This is a genomic window from Bacteroides sp. K03, from assembly GCF_019734355.1.
Lineage (GTDB): Bacteria > Bacteroidota > Bacteroidia > Bacteroidales > Bacteroidaceae > Bacteroides > Bacteroides nordii.
In genome coordinates, this window is record NZ_JAASHC010000006.1 from 29391 (window position 1) to 44276 (window position 14886).

Here is a 14886-nt window from a genome sequence, read left to right on the forward strand (position 1 = left end):
TATACAAAGAAAATATCGGATAACAAACAAACATTTTTCTTACATAAAAAAGGTCCCGAACGAATTGTCCGGGACCTTTTTATGTGAAAAGAATAGTTCGATCAGCGCTTACCCAACTGAGCATCAATAAAAAAGACACCTGCCTCACCTGCGCGTTTGATTTTATCTACAATCTCCATAGCAGTAGCTTCTTCTTCTACCTGCTCACGAACAAAGCCCCAAAGGAAATCTTGTGTGGCATTGTCTTTTTCGGAAGAAGCAATGGCTACCAGGTCGTCAATCATTTTAGAAACGTGGCATTCATGTTCATATACATGCTCAAAAACTTCCAATGGTGTACCCCATCCGGTAGGCACCACATCGATTTTGTCTACTTTTGCTATACCACCACGTTTTATGATATAACCGGCAATAGCATAAGCATGCTCCATCTCTTCCTGTGATTGCTTTTTCAACCAGGAAGCAAAACCGGTATACCCCTCTCTTTCAAGGTGGAAAGACATAGATAAATAAAGGTTAGCAGACCACATTTCTGCCGTAACTTGCTCATTCAGAACTTTCTGTAATTTCTCTGTCATCATAATAATTATATATTAGTGAATTAAACTCCTTACTTTGATTTCACAAGAAATATAAACATCGATAAATCACTATCTGTAAAATCAAAATTCATTTTATATAAAAACAATTGATGCTTCTTATTTGTTCTAAACAAATTTATTTTTTTAGACTAATTCATCCGATGTATAACCTTTCGGCAGTTCACGACAATTATAGGATGAAGCCATAATTTCGCCATATGCACCCGCAGAACGGAGAGCAATCAGGTCACCACGTTTCACTTTATTCAAATCGATCGCTTTACCGAAAACATCAGACGATTCACAAATAGGACCTACTACATCATAAGTCTGCATCGCCTCATCAGAAGTAAGATTCTCCATCTTGTGATGTGCCTGATAAAGTGCCGGACGAATCAAGTCCGTCATTCCGGCATCGAGAATAGCAAATTTCTTATTGGTGCCTTGCTTCACATACAACACCTTAGAAATAAGCGTACCACACTGCCCCACTACTGCACGTCCCAGTTCAAAATGCAATGTCTGATGCGGACGCAACTTCAACTGGCCTGCATAGGTAGCAAAATAAGCCTTGAAATCAGGGATTGGCTGGCGATTGGGATGATCGTAATCAATACCAAGTCCACCACCCACATTAATATGCTTTACAAAAATCTGGCGTGCCTCAAGTTTATTCTGCAGTTCGTTAACCCGGTTACAAAGAGCAATAAAATCACCCATATCAAGTATCTGCGAACCAATATGAAAGTGCAGACCGATAAAGTTGATATGCTTCATCTCCAAAGCCACATCTATCACTTTATCCATATCTTCCATACTGATGCCAAACTTATTCTCAGCAAGTCCGGTAGTGATATTTGCATGGGTATGTGCACCTACATTGGGGTTGATACGAAAAGCAACGTTTGCCACTTTTCCTTTGGCAGCAGCCAGTTCGTTAATAATTTCCAGTTCAGGAATAGATTCTACGTTAAAACAGAAAATGTCATAATCCAATCCAAGTTCGATCTCCCAATCGGCTTTCCCCACACCGGCAAATACAATCTTCTGTGCTGGGAAACCAGCTTTAATAGCTGCACGTATTTCGCCGCCACTTACACAATCGGCACCCAATCCACTCTCACGGATGACGGTGAGTATCTTCGGGTTTGCATTTGCTTTCACAGCATAATGCACGTCAAAATGTTCGTAACGGGTTACTTCTTTATTGATAGCAGTCAGTGTGTCACGCAGCACTTTTGTATCATAATAATAAAAAGGGGTACGCAACTCACGAAATTTATCAATAGGGAATATTCCTTTCATAAAAGATACTTTATTTAGGTCTACTACAGAGAGGACAGAGGGCACAGAGTTTGAATTTCTTTTAATCCTCTGTGTCCTCTGTGCCTTCTATAGTAGATATGTGATTATTATTTTCCGTTGAACAACATATCGCTCAGCGATTGTAATGCTACCTTCTTATCACACTCACGGATAAGGAAGGAGATGTTGTAATTACTACCACCGAAAGAGATCATACGTACCGGAATATTACGCATCGCATCAAGCGCTTTGGCTTCAAAACCTACATTTTCCCATTCAAGGTCTCCTACCACGCAAATGATGCACATATCTCTGTCAACCGTTACCGTACCATATTTCTTCAAGTCGTCCAGTATTTCATTCAGATGCTTGGTATTATCTACGGTAACAGACACACCCACCTCTGAAGTACAGATCATATCGATAGAGGTCTGATAACTTTCAAAAATCTCGAATACTTTACGCAAGAATCCGTGAGCCAGCAACATACGACTGGATTTAATCTTAATAGCAGTAATGTTTTCTTTAGCAGCTACAGCCTTAATCTTTCCTTTCTCCGTATCATTAGAGATCAATGTACCCGGAGCCTCAGGAGCCATTGTGTTAAGCAAACGTACCGGAATATTAGCATACTTAGCTGGCTGAATACAAGTAGGATGAAGAATCTTGGCACCAAAGTAAGCCAACTCAGCAGCCTCTTCAAAATGCAACTGACGCACCGGAGAAGTCTTGTCTACAATACGCGGATCATTGTTATGCATCCCATCGATATCTGTCCAAATCTGTATTTCAGAAGCATTGATAGCCGCACCAATCAAAGAAGCAGTATAGTCGCTACCACCACGTTGCAGGTTATCAATTTCCCCATAAGCATTACGACAAATGAACCCCTGCGTAATATAAATCTCTGCATCCGGATAGAGCTCCAGTTGTGCCAGCAATTTCTCCTTGATATAGATAGGATCGGGCTCTGCGTTTTTGTCAGTACGCATGAATTCTAAAGCCGGAAGCAGTACAGACTTCACGCCACACTCCTGTAGATAGAAGTTTACCATGGCAGTAGAAATCAGCTCGCCTTGTGCCAGTACTACTTTCTCTTCGAACAATGTGAAGAGATCCTTCGTGTACGAACGAATGTAGTCGAAATGAGATTTGACAACTTCCAGCGCTTTCTGTTTATATTCCGGGGTAGCATAAAGTTCATCAACGTGCTGTTTATATTTAGATTCCAGCTTATTGATAATCTCGTTGGCACCTTCCGGATTCTTCTTGTACAGATAGTCGGAAATCTCCACCAATGTGTTTGTTGTACCCGACATAGCCGAAAGAACAACAATCTTTTTTTCACCATCGGTAATCAATTTGGCTACTTCCTTCATCCGCTGTGCAGAGCCTACGGAAGTTCCTCCAAACTTTAAAACTTTCATTTTCGTTACTGTATTAAAATTAGTATGTATATTAATTATTTTTCTCTGTAAATTCATCCGTCACATCATTGATATGATGCTCCGAACACCGGTATACACGTCCGGGATATTCGCGCAACAACTGCAGATTATGGGTAGTCATCACTACAGATGAACCCGATTCGCAAATACTATGCAACAATTCCACAATGGCCTTTCCTGTTTCCACATCCAGGTTTCCAGTAGGTTCGTCTGCCAGGATAATAGCAGGTGAATTAAGTACGGCACGCGCAATAACAATACGTTGTTGCTCACCTCCGGAGAGTTCGTTAGGCAACTTGTAACCTTTGTTGCTCATGCCTACCAACTGCAATACTTCTTCAATACGCTCCTTTATCTCCTGTTTATTCTTCCAGCCGGTAGCACGAAGCACAAACTCAAGATTGTTATATACGGTACGATCTGTCAGCAACTGGAAATCCTGAAAGACAATACCAAGTTTACGCCTCAGTTGCGGGATGTACTTACGTTTGATCGTTTTCATATTATATCCCAACACTTCCGCTTCACCATCAGCGATATCGAGTTCACCATAGAAGGTTTTGAGCAGGCTCGTTTTTCCCGACCCTACCTTACCTATCAGATATACAAACTCACCTTTGTGCAACTGTAACGTAACGTCACTCAGCACGCAAAGTTCTTGCTGATGTATCTCTACATTGTTATATGTAATCAGTGCTTCGTCCATGAGGCGCTATGTCTTACCTGCAATTCGCGTGCCAGGTCTTCGATGCGATAGCCTTTAGAAGTTAGCAGCACGATGAGGTGATAGATCAAATCGGATCCTTCGTAAATCAACCGTTCATTGGTTCCATTAGTAGCCTCTATAACTGTTTCTACCGCTTCTTCGCCCACCTTTTGAGCTATCTTATTGATACCCGATTCAAAAAGGCTGGTAGTATAAGATTTCTCCGGCATCTCTTCGTGACGCTTATCAATAAAATCCTGCAGCAGTTTGAGAAACATTACAGGTTCTTCATTCTTTTCGCCCCAACAAGTATCTGTACCTGTATGACATACAGGGCCAACCGGGTTAACCTGAATCAACAGTGTGTCATTGTCACAATCGGCTTTGATAGAAACCACATTCAGGAAATTACCGCTCTCCTCTCCTTTGGTCCAGAGACGATTCTTGGTACGGCTGAAAAAAGTTACTTTCCCGGTCTCTACTGTCTTGTCATAAGCTTCCTTATTCATAAAACCAAGCATCAGCACCTTACGGGTGTCATTATCTTGTATGATAGCGGGAACAAGCCCATTCATTTTATCAAAATCCAACATTTTATTTACAATTTATTCCCTACGGTCATGACCATTATTTATTTTTTAACACATAGGTACGTTAACGATTTACGATTTACGATTTACGATTGAAATTACTTCTCCCTTCTCTCCTCTCAATTCTCCCTTCTTACAGTAATTCCCTGGCTGCAAAGATACGATTTTAAATCGGGAATTTTGATTTCTCCGAAATGAAAAACACTGGCAGCCAGCGCAGCATCCGCTTTGCCAAGAGTGAAAGCATCCCGGAAATGTTCCATCGCACCTGCCCCTCCCGAAGCAATTATAGGTATAGAAAGTTGCCCGGCAAGCGAAGCAAGTGCTTCATTGGCATATCCGGTCTTCACACCATCATGATTCATACTAGTAAAAAGTATCTCTCCGGCACCCCGTTCCTGAGCCTCTTTGGTCCACGCCAGCAATTCTTTATCTGTTTCTATACGGCCGCCATTCAGGTAACATTTCCAACCATTTTCAGTCATCTTGGCATCTACGGCAAGCACGCAAACCTGCGAACCGAAGTGCTTTGCTATATCATCAATCAATTGCGGATTACGAATGGCAGAAGAGTTTATAGATATTTTATCGGCACCGGCATTCAGCAAACGATCCACATCACTCAATTCATTGATCCCTCCTCCCACTGTAAAAGGAATATTAATATTAGCAGCAATTCGTTTCACCAATTCGGCAAAGGTCTTACGTCCTTCATGGCTGGCGGTAATATCAAGAAAAGTCAGTTCATCAGCTCCCTGTTCGCTATAAGCACGTCCCAGTTCAACCGGATCACCTGCCTGACGGAGGTTGACAAAATTGGTTCCTTTTACAGTCTGTCCATCTTTTATATCAAGACAGGGAATAATTCTTTTTGCTAACACGATACTAATATTTACGATTGGACAATTTACTATTTACGATTGAAAATACTATAAAAAACGGTAGAGATCTTTCAGGGTAATATGTCCTTCATAAAGCGCTTTGCCAAAAATAACGGCAGGCACTCCGGCTTCATGGAGGGCTTCAATATCACCCATGTTACTGACTCCACCACTTGCTATCAGATAGAGAGTGGGGTGTTCAGCAAGTATCTCTTTATACAGTTCAATAGAAGGTCCGGCAAGCATACCGTCACAACTGATATCCGTACAGATCACTTTCTCTATCCCTTTATGGATATACTCTTTCAGGAAAGGGAAAAGATCACAGGCACTTTCATCTTTCCAGCCATTGACAGCAATCTTATGATCTTTGACATCGGCACCAAGAATAATTTTCTCACTGCCATACTTGTCTATCCAACGGCAAAACAGTTCAGGATTCTTCACAGCTATACTTCCTCCGGTTATCATCTCTGCACCACTCTCAAAAGCAATAATAAGATCCTCGTCACTCTTTACCCCACCACCAAAATCGATAATAAGAGAAGTACGGGTAGCTATTTGCTCTAACGTACGGTAATTTACCACATGATGAGAGGCAGCCCCGTCAAGATCTACCACATGCAAGCGACGAATACCGTTGGCTTCAAACTCCTTGGCCACTTCCACCGGGTTCTCATTATACACCTTTTTACTGTCATAATCTCCCTGAGAAAGGCGAACGCATTTCCCATCGATAATGTCAATAGCTGGAATAATTTCAATCATATTATTATTTACAATTTGACGATTTACGATTTGACGATTGAAAATACATCAGACTGTACTCTCCATCGTATAATCATGAAAGTTATAGATCCAAAAAGTTTCTCAATATCTTCTCTCCTGTCCCACCACTCTTTTCAGGATGAAATTGTGTAGCATAATAATTATCTTTATGCAGAGCAGCACTGAACGGATGTATATAATCTGTCCGGGCAGCCGTAAAATCACAAACGGGTACATAGAAGCTATGTACAAAATAGACAAATTCATCCTGCGTGAAACCCTTAAAAAGTTCACTATTCAGATGTCCTATCGTATTCCAGCCCATATGTGGCACCTTATCCTCATGCTTGTGTGGGATAAAACGTTTTACCGGCACATCAAAAACTCCCAAACAGTCCACATCCCCTTCTTCAGAATAACTACACATCAACTGCATCCCCAGGCAAATACCCAGCACCGGCTGACGGAGATTCTTGATCAATTCATCCATCCCGGTAGCCCGCAAGTGATTCATGGTAGTCTCAGCCTGTCCTACTCCCGGAAAAATCACCTTATCGGCAGCCTGCAGCACCTCCTTATCGGCAGTGATCACAGCCTCCACTCCAAGACGCTTCAAAGCATAGTCTACAGAGCGGATATTCCCGGCATTGTATTTTATTACTGCAACATTCATCCTTATTTAGTTGACAGTTGACAATTGACAATTGACAGTGAGTTCAAATAACCAGACGCTTACAACGCAGTAACTGTCCACTGTCAATTGTCAATTATCAACTAATTAAATATTACCGTTTTATTTTTATAAGCCAATACCTTGCGTTCGATATGCTTCTGCACGGCACGCGAAAGTACAATTTTCTCCAGGTCCTTACCCTTATTAACCAGATCTTCTATCGAATCTTTATGTGTGATACGCACAACATCCTGTTCTATAATAGGTCCGGCATCCAACTCAGTCGTTACATAATGACTGGTAGCACCAATAATTTTCACACCTCTTTCAAAAGCAGCATGATAAGGTCTTGCACCTACAAAAGCCGGAAGAAAAGAGTGGTGAATATTGATAATCTTATTAGGATAAGCATTGATCATCTGCTCTGAGATAACCTGCATATAACGCGCCAACACAATAAATGTGATGTTATGTTTAGCCAGCAGTTCCATCTCTTTGCGTTCCTGTTCTTCCTTCGTCTCTTTTGTGATAGGGAAAAGGTAGAAAGGAATTCCAAAACGCTCTGCCACATGCTGCAAATCAGGATGATTACTAATGATAAGAGGAATTTCCACATTCCACTCTCCTGCCGTATACCGTGCCAACATATCAAAAAGACAGTGTGACATTTTGGATACAAAAATAGCCATTCGTGGTTTCACATCTGAGAAATAGAGACGGAAATTCATACCATACTTCTGGGCGTAGAGTGTTTCAAAATAATCTTCAATCTTTTCCTGAGGAACCAGAAAATCTTTCAATTCCCATTCAATACGCATAAAAAAGATGTTTTCCACATGGTCTACGTACTGGTCCAGATAGATAATATTTCCTTTGTTTACCGTGATAAAGTCTGTCACCTCGGCCAGGATACCCGGTTTATCGGGACAGTGCAATAACAGTTTGGCAGTTGTCATCATTGTTTCTACTATTTTACTAATTCATGCAGTGTTGTTTCACTGCCTGCGATTTTAGCTTGCAAAAATAACTAATTATTGCAAAATAGCGAATAATTTGAGCAAAAAGTTTACTCTAAAAGCAAGAAATAGATCAGATAGAAAGATTGAAGCTCAAAATTCAAAAAGAAATAAAGAAAATAATGTCATCATTTTAAGGTATTCAACCGCACGACAGGCAGAAAAGCATACATGAGATAAGACACGAATATACAGACTGAGGCAAAACAACGCCATATGCTACTGTATTACAGGTGGTTAAAAAGTACGTACTTTATAGATATAAACTATCCGTTTTAACACTGCCTTAATTAGGTAATTAAGACACATTTAAATACGTACTTTTACAGCCTATAAAATCAATTATCTAAATGCAGAAGAAAATATATTAACAACACACACTTTCTAAAGCATTAAAATCCCTCTATGGAGAAAGAAATAAAAAGAATTTCTATTTTTTATTCTAACAGAAATACCTCATAATGAAGCACAAAGCAAAAAATGACTATTTTACTCACAAAAAAACTTTTTGAAAGTATTGCAAATTACGTAAAAACAGCTACCTTTGCACCCGCAATCGAGAGAGAAAGCTGATTAAAATGAAATACTGGTGCGTTAGTTCAGTTGGTTAGAATACATGCCTGTCACGCATGGGGTCACGGGTTCGAGTCCCGTACGCACCGCTTCTTAATTTATCTAAGAAGTGTAAACGGTAAAATCTGATTAATCAAATAAATATTTGGTGTGTTAGTTCAGTTGGTTAGAATACATGCCTGTCACGCATGGGGTCACGGGTTCGAGTCCCGTACACACCGCAATCTTAATTTGCAAACATCAAGTAAAGCTCTGAAGCCAAACGCTTCAGAGTTTTATCATTTTTAGTTCATTTTACAAAAGATAGCCCATAAATAGACAATTTATTCAAAACTTTGAATCTTGGCTGAAAACAACCAAACATTACTATAATAATTCAGTATTAAAGCACTTGAAGAACCTACCAGAAAATTATTCGTATCGCCTTAGCTAATGAGTGGATTATAAAATTCCCTTTTATGGCATTCATTCCAAGTATGACGAAGTGAATGTTGAATTCTTATCTCGTGAGGAACAAGTGTCTATTTACTACAAGATAAATTACTCTCTAAACATCAAAACCAAGGTTTTCCATATTCAATACATGGGAATATCATTCTCTCAACCCCGTGAGTCAAGCAAAACTCTTTGAGAAATTCTTCAAGTTTTGTATAATACAAAAAATCAGAAGTCAGTAAATCATCTTTCCGGCAGAAATAATACAAGCCTTTTTTTGTGGGTGAATATTCATAAAAGGTATAAATAGGAACTGTCTGTTTATTGCGCGTATAGGTCGGCACAACAAATTTACCTTTTTTCAGATACTTTCTTTGTAATAGATGCAGATTACTTTTATACAATGAATCCAATACCTGGGCCTTTATAATAGCCCTGCCTGCATTATCAAAATATCTGGGAGAAGACATCTTTTTATAATCATAGATATAGATTTCGAGAGGAAGATGTAAGAGTTTCATAAGATCGCATGGACCTGTTAGCTTTGGATTTTTATACAATATCCAATCATTCAGTTTTATCACTACATCGCTATCGTTTTTCATAATCACAATATCGTTTTGATATTGTTCGAGAAAAAGAAAATCGTTTTTTAAAAGCACATCTCTTTCCGATTGCTCCCAAGAATTCACATCCGGATAAGCGAGAAAGTAACTTTTCTCAAAATCAATCAAAGATGTCATATTATCCGGATAGTCGTAATAATACAAGAAATAGGCTTCTATCATTCCACTGAATATCATTAAGTTAACCTTTTCTTTATCAATTGCAGTCTCTGGTATTTTCTCATCCTGCGCATACATAATATCTGGAAACAAAAAAAGCGGGAACAGGAATAAACAAATATATATCTTCATAAAAATTACTTTATAAACAGTCTATCATAAATTTTATTTATCTTTCTTGCAACGACTGGATTAGTAAAAACCATATCGGCAGAATATACAATTCTTGTTCCAGAAGTATTTACGCGTTCAAATCGCAATGACAAACTATAATATGTATTTCCATCATTATGAGTCTTGCTGTGATATGTGGCATCCTCCATTACTTTATCCAATGCTTTTTACGAATGGATATCAACATTATAGGTATAAACAGTATATAATCTTCATCTCGATAACTATAGCAGTCTTTCCCTCCAGGATCAATATTTCATAATTTTAGATTTAATAATCCAAATATATAAATATTTCATATAGCATCTATCTTATTTACAGACTTTTTGCAAAAATATTTTCAAAATAATCCTTCATAATAACCAATAGATGGAAAATGACTCAAGAACATGATTGCGAAAAGGAATAAATCTCTTTAAAATTTGATGATTTAAATGTGATTTCGTACATTTACAGTGTTCCAAGCAACAACAAAAAGCCAAGCAGAACAGCGAACTTAATATGTTGGACTATTCGTCGAACTAAATAGCAAGAGCATTACTAAGATATTAGTTATGTAAAGAATAGAATTTAGGTTCATCTTCCGTACGCACCGAAAAAACGAAAAGCAAATTCAAAAAAGCTCTGAAATTCAAGTATTTCAGAGCTTTTTTGAATTTGCTTCGGTGATCTAAAGTAGTTTGCATACGCATCAACACAAAGAAGCCACTAGATAAAGTTATCATTTTTTCACACAACGCACAAAACAAGCATCCCGACGGCTTCCTGTGGAGTAACTACCTATCGGATAGAAATCGAATGAGAAATAGTTTATATCCCAGCCTACGTATGGTCCGTCAGGTATATTTCCTCCCTGTGTTTTATACCAATATACAGCTCCCGGTCTCATATATATGTCATGCAACAACGGGGCATCTTTCACACCTTCAGGGTAAACAGCCGGTTTACTAGTGTCAGCCGGAACACGTCCCGTGGTGTAATATCCGGTCTGCCCCGCAGAATATCTTAATATTCCGCCTTCTAAGTGCTTTCTGTGTCCGTAGCCAGAAGCTCCTATCGGGAAGAAAAGATTTTTGCCTGTCATCTTGTTATATACAAAACAACCTCTCATTCCACATCCCATTACTCCATGGCTATAATCATATCCATATGCATGGTCTATATGATCAGCTGTCTCTACCGCATCATCTCCGTAAAGGATACCGTATCCTTGTTCTATATCTTTGCTATTATATAAGGCCTCATAGTCCTCCCATTTAGCAACTTCCATTCCATTTCCGGGATCATCAAATGAAACTACTATTTGCGGATTGTTTACATCAACCTTTGTTATTATCTGATCCCATGTTTTTTTCGTATCCGTTTTTCCGGCTATAATAAAGCCATCTGTCGGCTTTTTAAAATCTGCCGAGGTGACATTTATCCAAGGTGTTTTCGAATTTTTATTATTCAACGCATCAATCGGATCATCCCAGTTTCCCAACTTAAATAACGAACCTTCATCCAGCGGACTTGCCGCTAATTGGTTCTTGGTTTTCATATTTTCGGCATACCATAACGCACCACCATCAATCAAATTGTCGGGTTCGTTTCCCTGTCTTACAAATATCAGATGATAACAAGTATAATTATGATACTCAACCCTAATTATAGCATATCGGTTACCAACCGGCGTTCCGGAAAAATCAATGTTAAAATCCATATTTGTTCCCGTATTACCATATATAGTGTCATTTATACATTCCGACTTTCCCTGATATCCTGAAAGTTCAATCCCATCTCCATTATAATGTCTTACAATATAAGCTTTCCATGGACCTTCTGATTGAAATGTTTCAAAGCGCTCTGCATTTTCCCGCGGCAATCGTTTCAATACCACATGAAATGATTTATTATTATCGGCACTACGATAAACTCCTTTGGGATTCACGATACGACGTACTTGATACATGGTTACATTATTTTCAAATACTTGTTCCAACCCTTCCAACTTGGTTGTAATCTTTACATTCGCTTTACGCTGATATGCCACGTAAGGATTATTGCCGGTATAACCTGTTGCCTTAATCAACTGTTTAGCCCGCGTGTACATAGGAATATATACATTGAATGTATTCTCTTCCGTAGGATGTTTCTGTACACGATAAATATCGGTTATATTCGCATTGTCAGTCGTATGTTCTCCTTCTGTAAAGTCATTGTACTCCCGTTCACCTCGTTTGGGAGTTCTATTATAGTATTCCATATTCGATGTAGCGGTAAAAGGTTGGGTCCCGGTAATACGCGTCTCAGTCGTTTCATGCAACGACAGGAAACCATTCCATTGGTTTTGATTGGGTAAATCCATTTCATGAAAATAAACTTCCTTATTGGCATTATCCGGCGCCCAGCGATTATCGGTTATTTCCGCCTTTATGTATTCTATTTTCCTTCCGCCTGTATTGATTTTGAGCGGATACATCAATGAGTGGTTATACAGATAGGAAATATAGTAAGGTTCGGGAGTCATCACACCCGGCTCCGGCTCTTCATACTCTATATGCCAATCCACATCATTAGCAAAGTTGTTGAATATCAACGTCAGCTTATAATGACAGTTCCGTTTAGCATTATAGTCTGTCTTTACATCCTGTCCCAACATAAAACGATATATGATACGACCATTACCCAGTTTTTCCGAATTATTAGAAATATAGTGCGCTTCCACTTCTATATATGTGCCATACGGCTTGCCGTCTTTGAACACATAAGTCACATCCCCCGGCATTCCCGGTGCATCAAGCACTTTATCACCATCCGAATCCTGCCGTTTATCCTTGCCAATATCCTGCATATTCTCGTAAAAGAACAAAGCGTTAGCATTTTCTTCATGAGAACCATATTTTGGAGTTCCCACCGTAATACGAGGTCCTTTATAGTCAGGGCCGAATTCAGCCGGTTCTTCTTCTCCTTCATAATATTTGATTATCTCTCCGTCAGGCATGTCCGGTCCCTTTCCCGGACATTTTAACGTATATCCCTCAGTACCCACATTGTTGTCTTTCCCCAGATAACACTGCTCCGGTATATCTTTAATCTGTACCGACTTGAGATAAATAAAAACCCCTTCTTTCAAATTACTTCCGTCATAAGCGATAGTCACCTTTGAAGTTGCACGGCGTAACCATGCATGCAAGCGAACCTCCGATTCGTTTATAACAAGTGGATTGTCCTCCGGCTGTACAGTAGTGTTCTTTGTGAAATATCCTATCATCTGACTGTTTTGGCTTATATCCTTATCGTTCCATGTAAGCGGTATGCTCTTAAGTCCATCCACCGTTTTAATATTTTCTTCATAATTTTCAAGTAAATCGGGGATATTCGCCACTGCATACATAAGATATTTACCTTTGCCGATAGTTTTATTCAACTCGAAAGAGACGCGCTTCGTCTTTGCTTCTGCAGTTATCCCATTTTCCGCATCCGTGTCAATACGGTCCACATCTTTGGGTTGATAGTTCTCAATCTTCCAACTTTCTGTCAGATTCTTAGTTTCATAGTCGTATAACAACACATGAAGACTGGTAATATCTTTGATTGCATCTCCGGCAGTTCTTGTTTGTATCAGTCCCGATGACATTGGTTCAAAATCCACAACAGCAGACACTTTCGCCCTGCCTTCTCCAATAACAGAATCATATGCCATAAAATCATCACGGCAGCTTGTACTGGCAAAAGCCATCATACAAACAAGAATATATGATATCCAAAGTTTCATCTTTACATGTTTTTTACGGGTTTACAATCCAAATTCAGGTTTAAGAACAACCTCACTGTAAGGTATCACATCTACCTGTATTCCCTTTTCCAGAAAAGTAACATCTACCACTACATGGGTATTGCGGAAAAGGGCTTTTAAGTTGTCAAAAAGACAAGTAAAATTTTTCGTTTCATTTTTGTCATCCGTCAGACTGAGTATCATGGTGTATTCTTGCTCACCATACATTTCTTGAGAATTCTTCAAGTCCTTGCTTTCCGGAAGATAAAAAGTCGGATAAACCTTCCGACCCGGTTTCGGTACTCCCATATCATAAGCAAGCCCCGGTATCTGAAAATCATCCGGTGCCTTCACGGTGACTTGTCCGGATGTTGTTTCCTCAGGAATATCATAGTCTTGTATCCAGCCTCTCTTATCCGCCAGCTCCTTGTCATCCGGATTCAGTTGCGATTCGTCCGATATTTTTTTCAACCAATCTATCCAGAAAAGTTCGGTTTCACCTCCGTCCTCTTCCTGAAACTTCATCGTCAGATTCTTTTTGTGAGACATCAGGTAAGTCTTATCGGCTATATCTGAAACTGTGACACTGTTCAGTGTAACAGATCCACTACGCATATTCGTGAAGCGGAATGTAAATTTCGTAGCGGCACGCACCAAATAGAACTGACATTCTTTCCGCGGTTCATCTTTAATCTCAACCTCGTACACGGAACTCATAGGAATGGGTTTAAGGTAATCAGGACTAAAAGATTGACCGTCAATCGCATCCTTAAAACCGTCTGTACCCACCGTAAATTCATCTAAAGTATTATGCAGGCCATCATGTACGCTCCTTTCATTGGCTATCAGATAAATCGTTTTCGTTTCGTTCTGCTTTACCTGGATAAACCGTGTACACTCTGACAGCATCCCATCTCCAAAATCCATGAATTGGTTATGTTCCACCGTGCCATCCGGATGCAGGATAACAATACGAAGCGTGTGCATTTTGTCCCTACCCGACTCAGCCTCTCCGGCATACAACGAACCTATAATCTCAGTATTCAATACGAGCATAACCGAACCTTCATCACTGGATGACTTGTCCATAAAACCGGCGGCTTTGTTACAGGCCGTCTGCATCAAGGCAAGACAAAACACCGAAACCATCCATAAGATATGTCGCAATGTACATTTCATTTTATCTCTTTGAAA

12 protein-coding genes, 2 tRNA genes and 1 pseudogene are annotated in these 14886 nt (G+C 39.5%); 3 read left to right on the forward strand and 12 right to left on the reverse strand.

Annotation, left to right across the window (positions count from 1 at the left end; all coding sequences use genetic code 11):
- Positions 1–101: 101 nt before the first annotated feature.
- From HCG69_RS06425 to purU, 9 genes are all read right to left on the reverse strand, one after another.
- Positions 102–581, reverse strand: coding sequence for a ferritin (locus HCG69_RS06425; RefSeq protein ID WP_221649366.1), 480 nt, complete (start codon positions 579–581; stop codon positions 102–104).
- A gap of 144 nt (positions 582–725) precedes the next feature.
- Positions 726–1886 (reverse strand): diaminopimelate decarboxylase, encoded by a 1161-nt coding sequence (gene lysA / locus HCG69_RS06430; RefSeq protein WP_221649367.1) that lies wholly within the window; start codon positions 1884–1886, stop codon positions 726–728.
- A gap of 107 nt (positions 1887–1993) precedes the next feature.
- Entirely contained in the window at positions 1994–3313 is a 1320-nt protein-coding gene (locus HCG69_RS06435) for an aspartate kinase (RefSeq protein ID WP_221649368.1), read from the reverse strand.
- A gap of 31 nt (positions 3314–3344) precedes the next feature.
- A complete protein-coding gene (locus HCG69_RS06440; RefSeq protein ID WP_002561501.1) occupies positions 3345–4040 on the reverse strand; it encodes a cell division ATP-binding protein FtsE in 696 nt (231 codons plus the stop codon).
- Entirely contained in the window at positions 4025–4633 is a 609-nt protein-coding gene (gene hisIE / locus HCG69_RS06445) for a bifunctional phosphoribosyl-AMP cyclohydrolase/phosphoribosyl-ATP diphosphatase HisIE (protein ID WP_002561500.1), read from the reverse strand. Before hisIE ends, HCG69_RS06440 begins: the two co-directional genes overlap by 16 nt.
- Before the next feature lie 116 nt (positions 4634–4749).
- On the reverse strand, positions 4750–5511 hold the full coding sequence (gene hisF, locus HCG69_RS06450; protein ID WP_221649369.1) for an imidazole glycerol phosphate synthase subunit HisF: 762 nt from the start codon (positions 5509–5511) through the stop codon (positions 4750–4752).
- A 48-nt stretch (positions 5512–5559) separates the two neighbouring features.
- Positions 5560–6279 carry a 1-(5-phosphoribosyl)-5-[(5-phosphoribosylamino)methylideneamino]imidazole-4-carboxamide isomerase gene (gene hisA, locus HCG69_RS06455; RefSeq protein WP_221649370.1) on the reverse strand — a complete coding sequence of 240 codons (720 nt, stop codon included), beginning with the start codon at positions 6277–6279 and terminating at the stop codon, positions 5560–5562.
- 82 nt (positions 6280–6361) lie between these two features.
- Complete coding sequence (hisH, locus tag HCG69_RS06460) at positions 6362–6952, reverse strand: imidazole glycerol phosphate synthase subunit HisH (protein WP_221649371.1); 591 nt, start codon at positions 6950–6952, stop codon at positions 6362–6364.
- Positions 6953–7053: 101 nt separating this feature from the next.
- Complete coding sequence (gene purU / locus HCG69_RS06465; protein ID WP_025867592.1) at positions 7054–7911, reverse strand: formyltetrahydrofolate deformylase; 858 nt, start codon at positions 7909–7911, stop codon at positions 7054–7056.
- Between the two features lie 645 nt (positions 7912–8556).
- Here purU and HCG69_RS06470 point away from each other — a divergent pair.
- The 3 genes and pseudogenes from HCG69_RS06470 to HCG69_RS20625 form a co-directional block, all read left to right on the forward strand.
- Positions 8557–8630 (forward strand) — tRNA-Asp (locus HCG69_RS06470).
- A gap of 58 nt (positions 8631–8688) precedes the next feature.
- Positions 8689–8762 (forward strand) — tRNA-Asp (locus HCG69_RS06475).
- Between the two features lie 89 nt (positions 8763–8851).
- A pseudogene (locus HCG69_RS20625) lies at positions 8852–9055 on the forward strand (phage integrase SAM-like domain-containing protein); the annotation flags it as partial.
- Positions 9056–9095: 40 nt separating this feature from the next.
- On the opposite strand, the gene HCG69_RS06480 reads toward HCG69_RS20625, so the two are convergent.
- The 3 genes from HCG69_RS06480 to HCG69_RS06490 form a co-directional block, all read right to left on the reverse strand.
- Positions 9096–9893 carry a hypothetical protein gene (locus HCG69_RS06480; protein ID WP_221649372.1) on the reverse strand — a complete coding sequence of 266 codons (798 nt, stop codon included), beginning with the start codon at positions 9891–9893 and terminating at the stop codon, positions 9096–9098.
- Between the two features lie 763 nt (positions 9894–10656).
- A complete protein-coding gene (locus HCG69_RS06485; RefSeq protein WP_221649373.1) occupies positions 10657–13692 on the reverse strand; it encodes a hypothetical protein in 3036 nt (1011 codons plus the stop codon).
- 21 nt (positions 13693–13713) lie between these two features.
- Positions 13714–14871 carry a hypothetical protein gene (locus tag HCG69_RS06490; protein WP_221649374.1) on the reverse strand — a complete coding sequence of 386 codons (1158 nt, stop codon included), beginning with the start codon at positions 14869–14871 and terminating at the stop codon, positions 13714–13716.
- Positions 14872–14886 lie beyond the last annotated feature (15 nt).

Coding starts and splice junctions, on each gene's coding strand:
- lysA (WP_221649367.1), bottom strand. CDS start 1,886: ATGAAAGGAATATTCCCTATTGATAAATTTCGTGAGTTGCGTACCCCT.
- HCG69_RS06485 (WP_221649373.1), bottom strand. CDS start 13,692: ATGAAACTTTGGATATCATATATTCTTGTTTGTATGATGGCTTTTGCC.
- HCG69_RS06435 (WP_221649368.1), bottom strand. CDS start 3,313: ATGAAAGTTTTAAAGTTTGGAGGAACTTCCGTAGGCTCTGCACAGCGG.
- HCG69_RS06490 (WP_221649374.1), bottom strand. CDS start 14,871: ATGAAATGTACATTGCGACATATCTTATGGATGGTTTCGGTGTTTTGT.
- purU (WP_025867592.1), bottom strand. CDS start 7,911: ATGATGACAACTGCCAAACTGTTATTGCACTGTCCCGATAAACCGGGT.
- HCG69_RS06440 (WP_002561501.1), bottom strand. CDS start 4,040: ATGGACGAAGCACTGATTACATATAACAATGTAGAGATACATCAGCAA.
- hisA (WP_221649370.1), bottom strand. CDS start 6,279: ATGATTGAAATTATTCCAGCTATTGACATTATCGATGGGAAATGCGTT.
- hisIE (WP_002561500.1), bottom strand. CDS start 4,633: ATGTTGGATTTTGATAAAATGAATGGGCTTGTTCCCGCTATCATACAA.
- HCG69_RS06480 (WP_221649372.1), bottom strand. CDS start 9,893: ATGAAGATATATATTTGTTTATTCCTGTTCCCGCTTTTTTTGTTTCCA.
- HCG69_RS06425 (WP_221649366.1), bottom strand. CDS start 581: ATGATGACAGAGAAATTACAGAAAGTTCTGAATGAGCAAGTTACGGCA.
- hisH (WP_221649371.1), bottom strand. CDS start 6,952: ATGAATGTTGCAGTAATAAAATACAATGCCGGGAATATCCGCTCTGTA.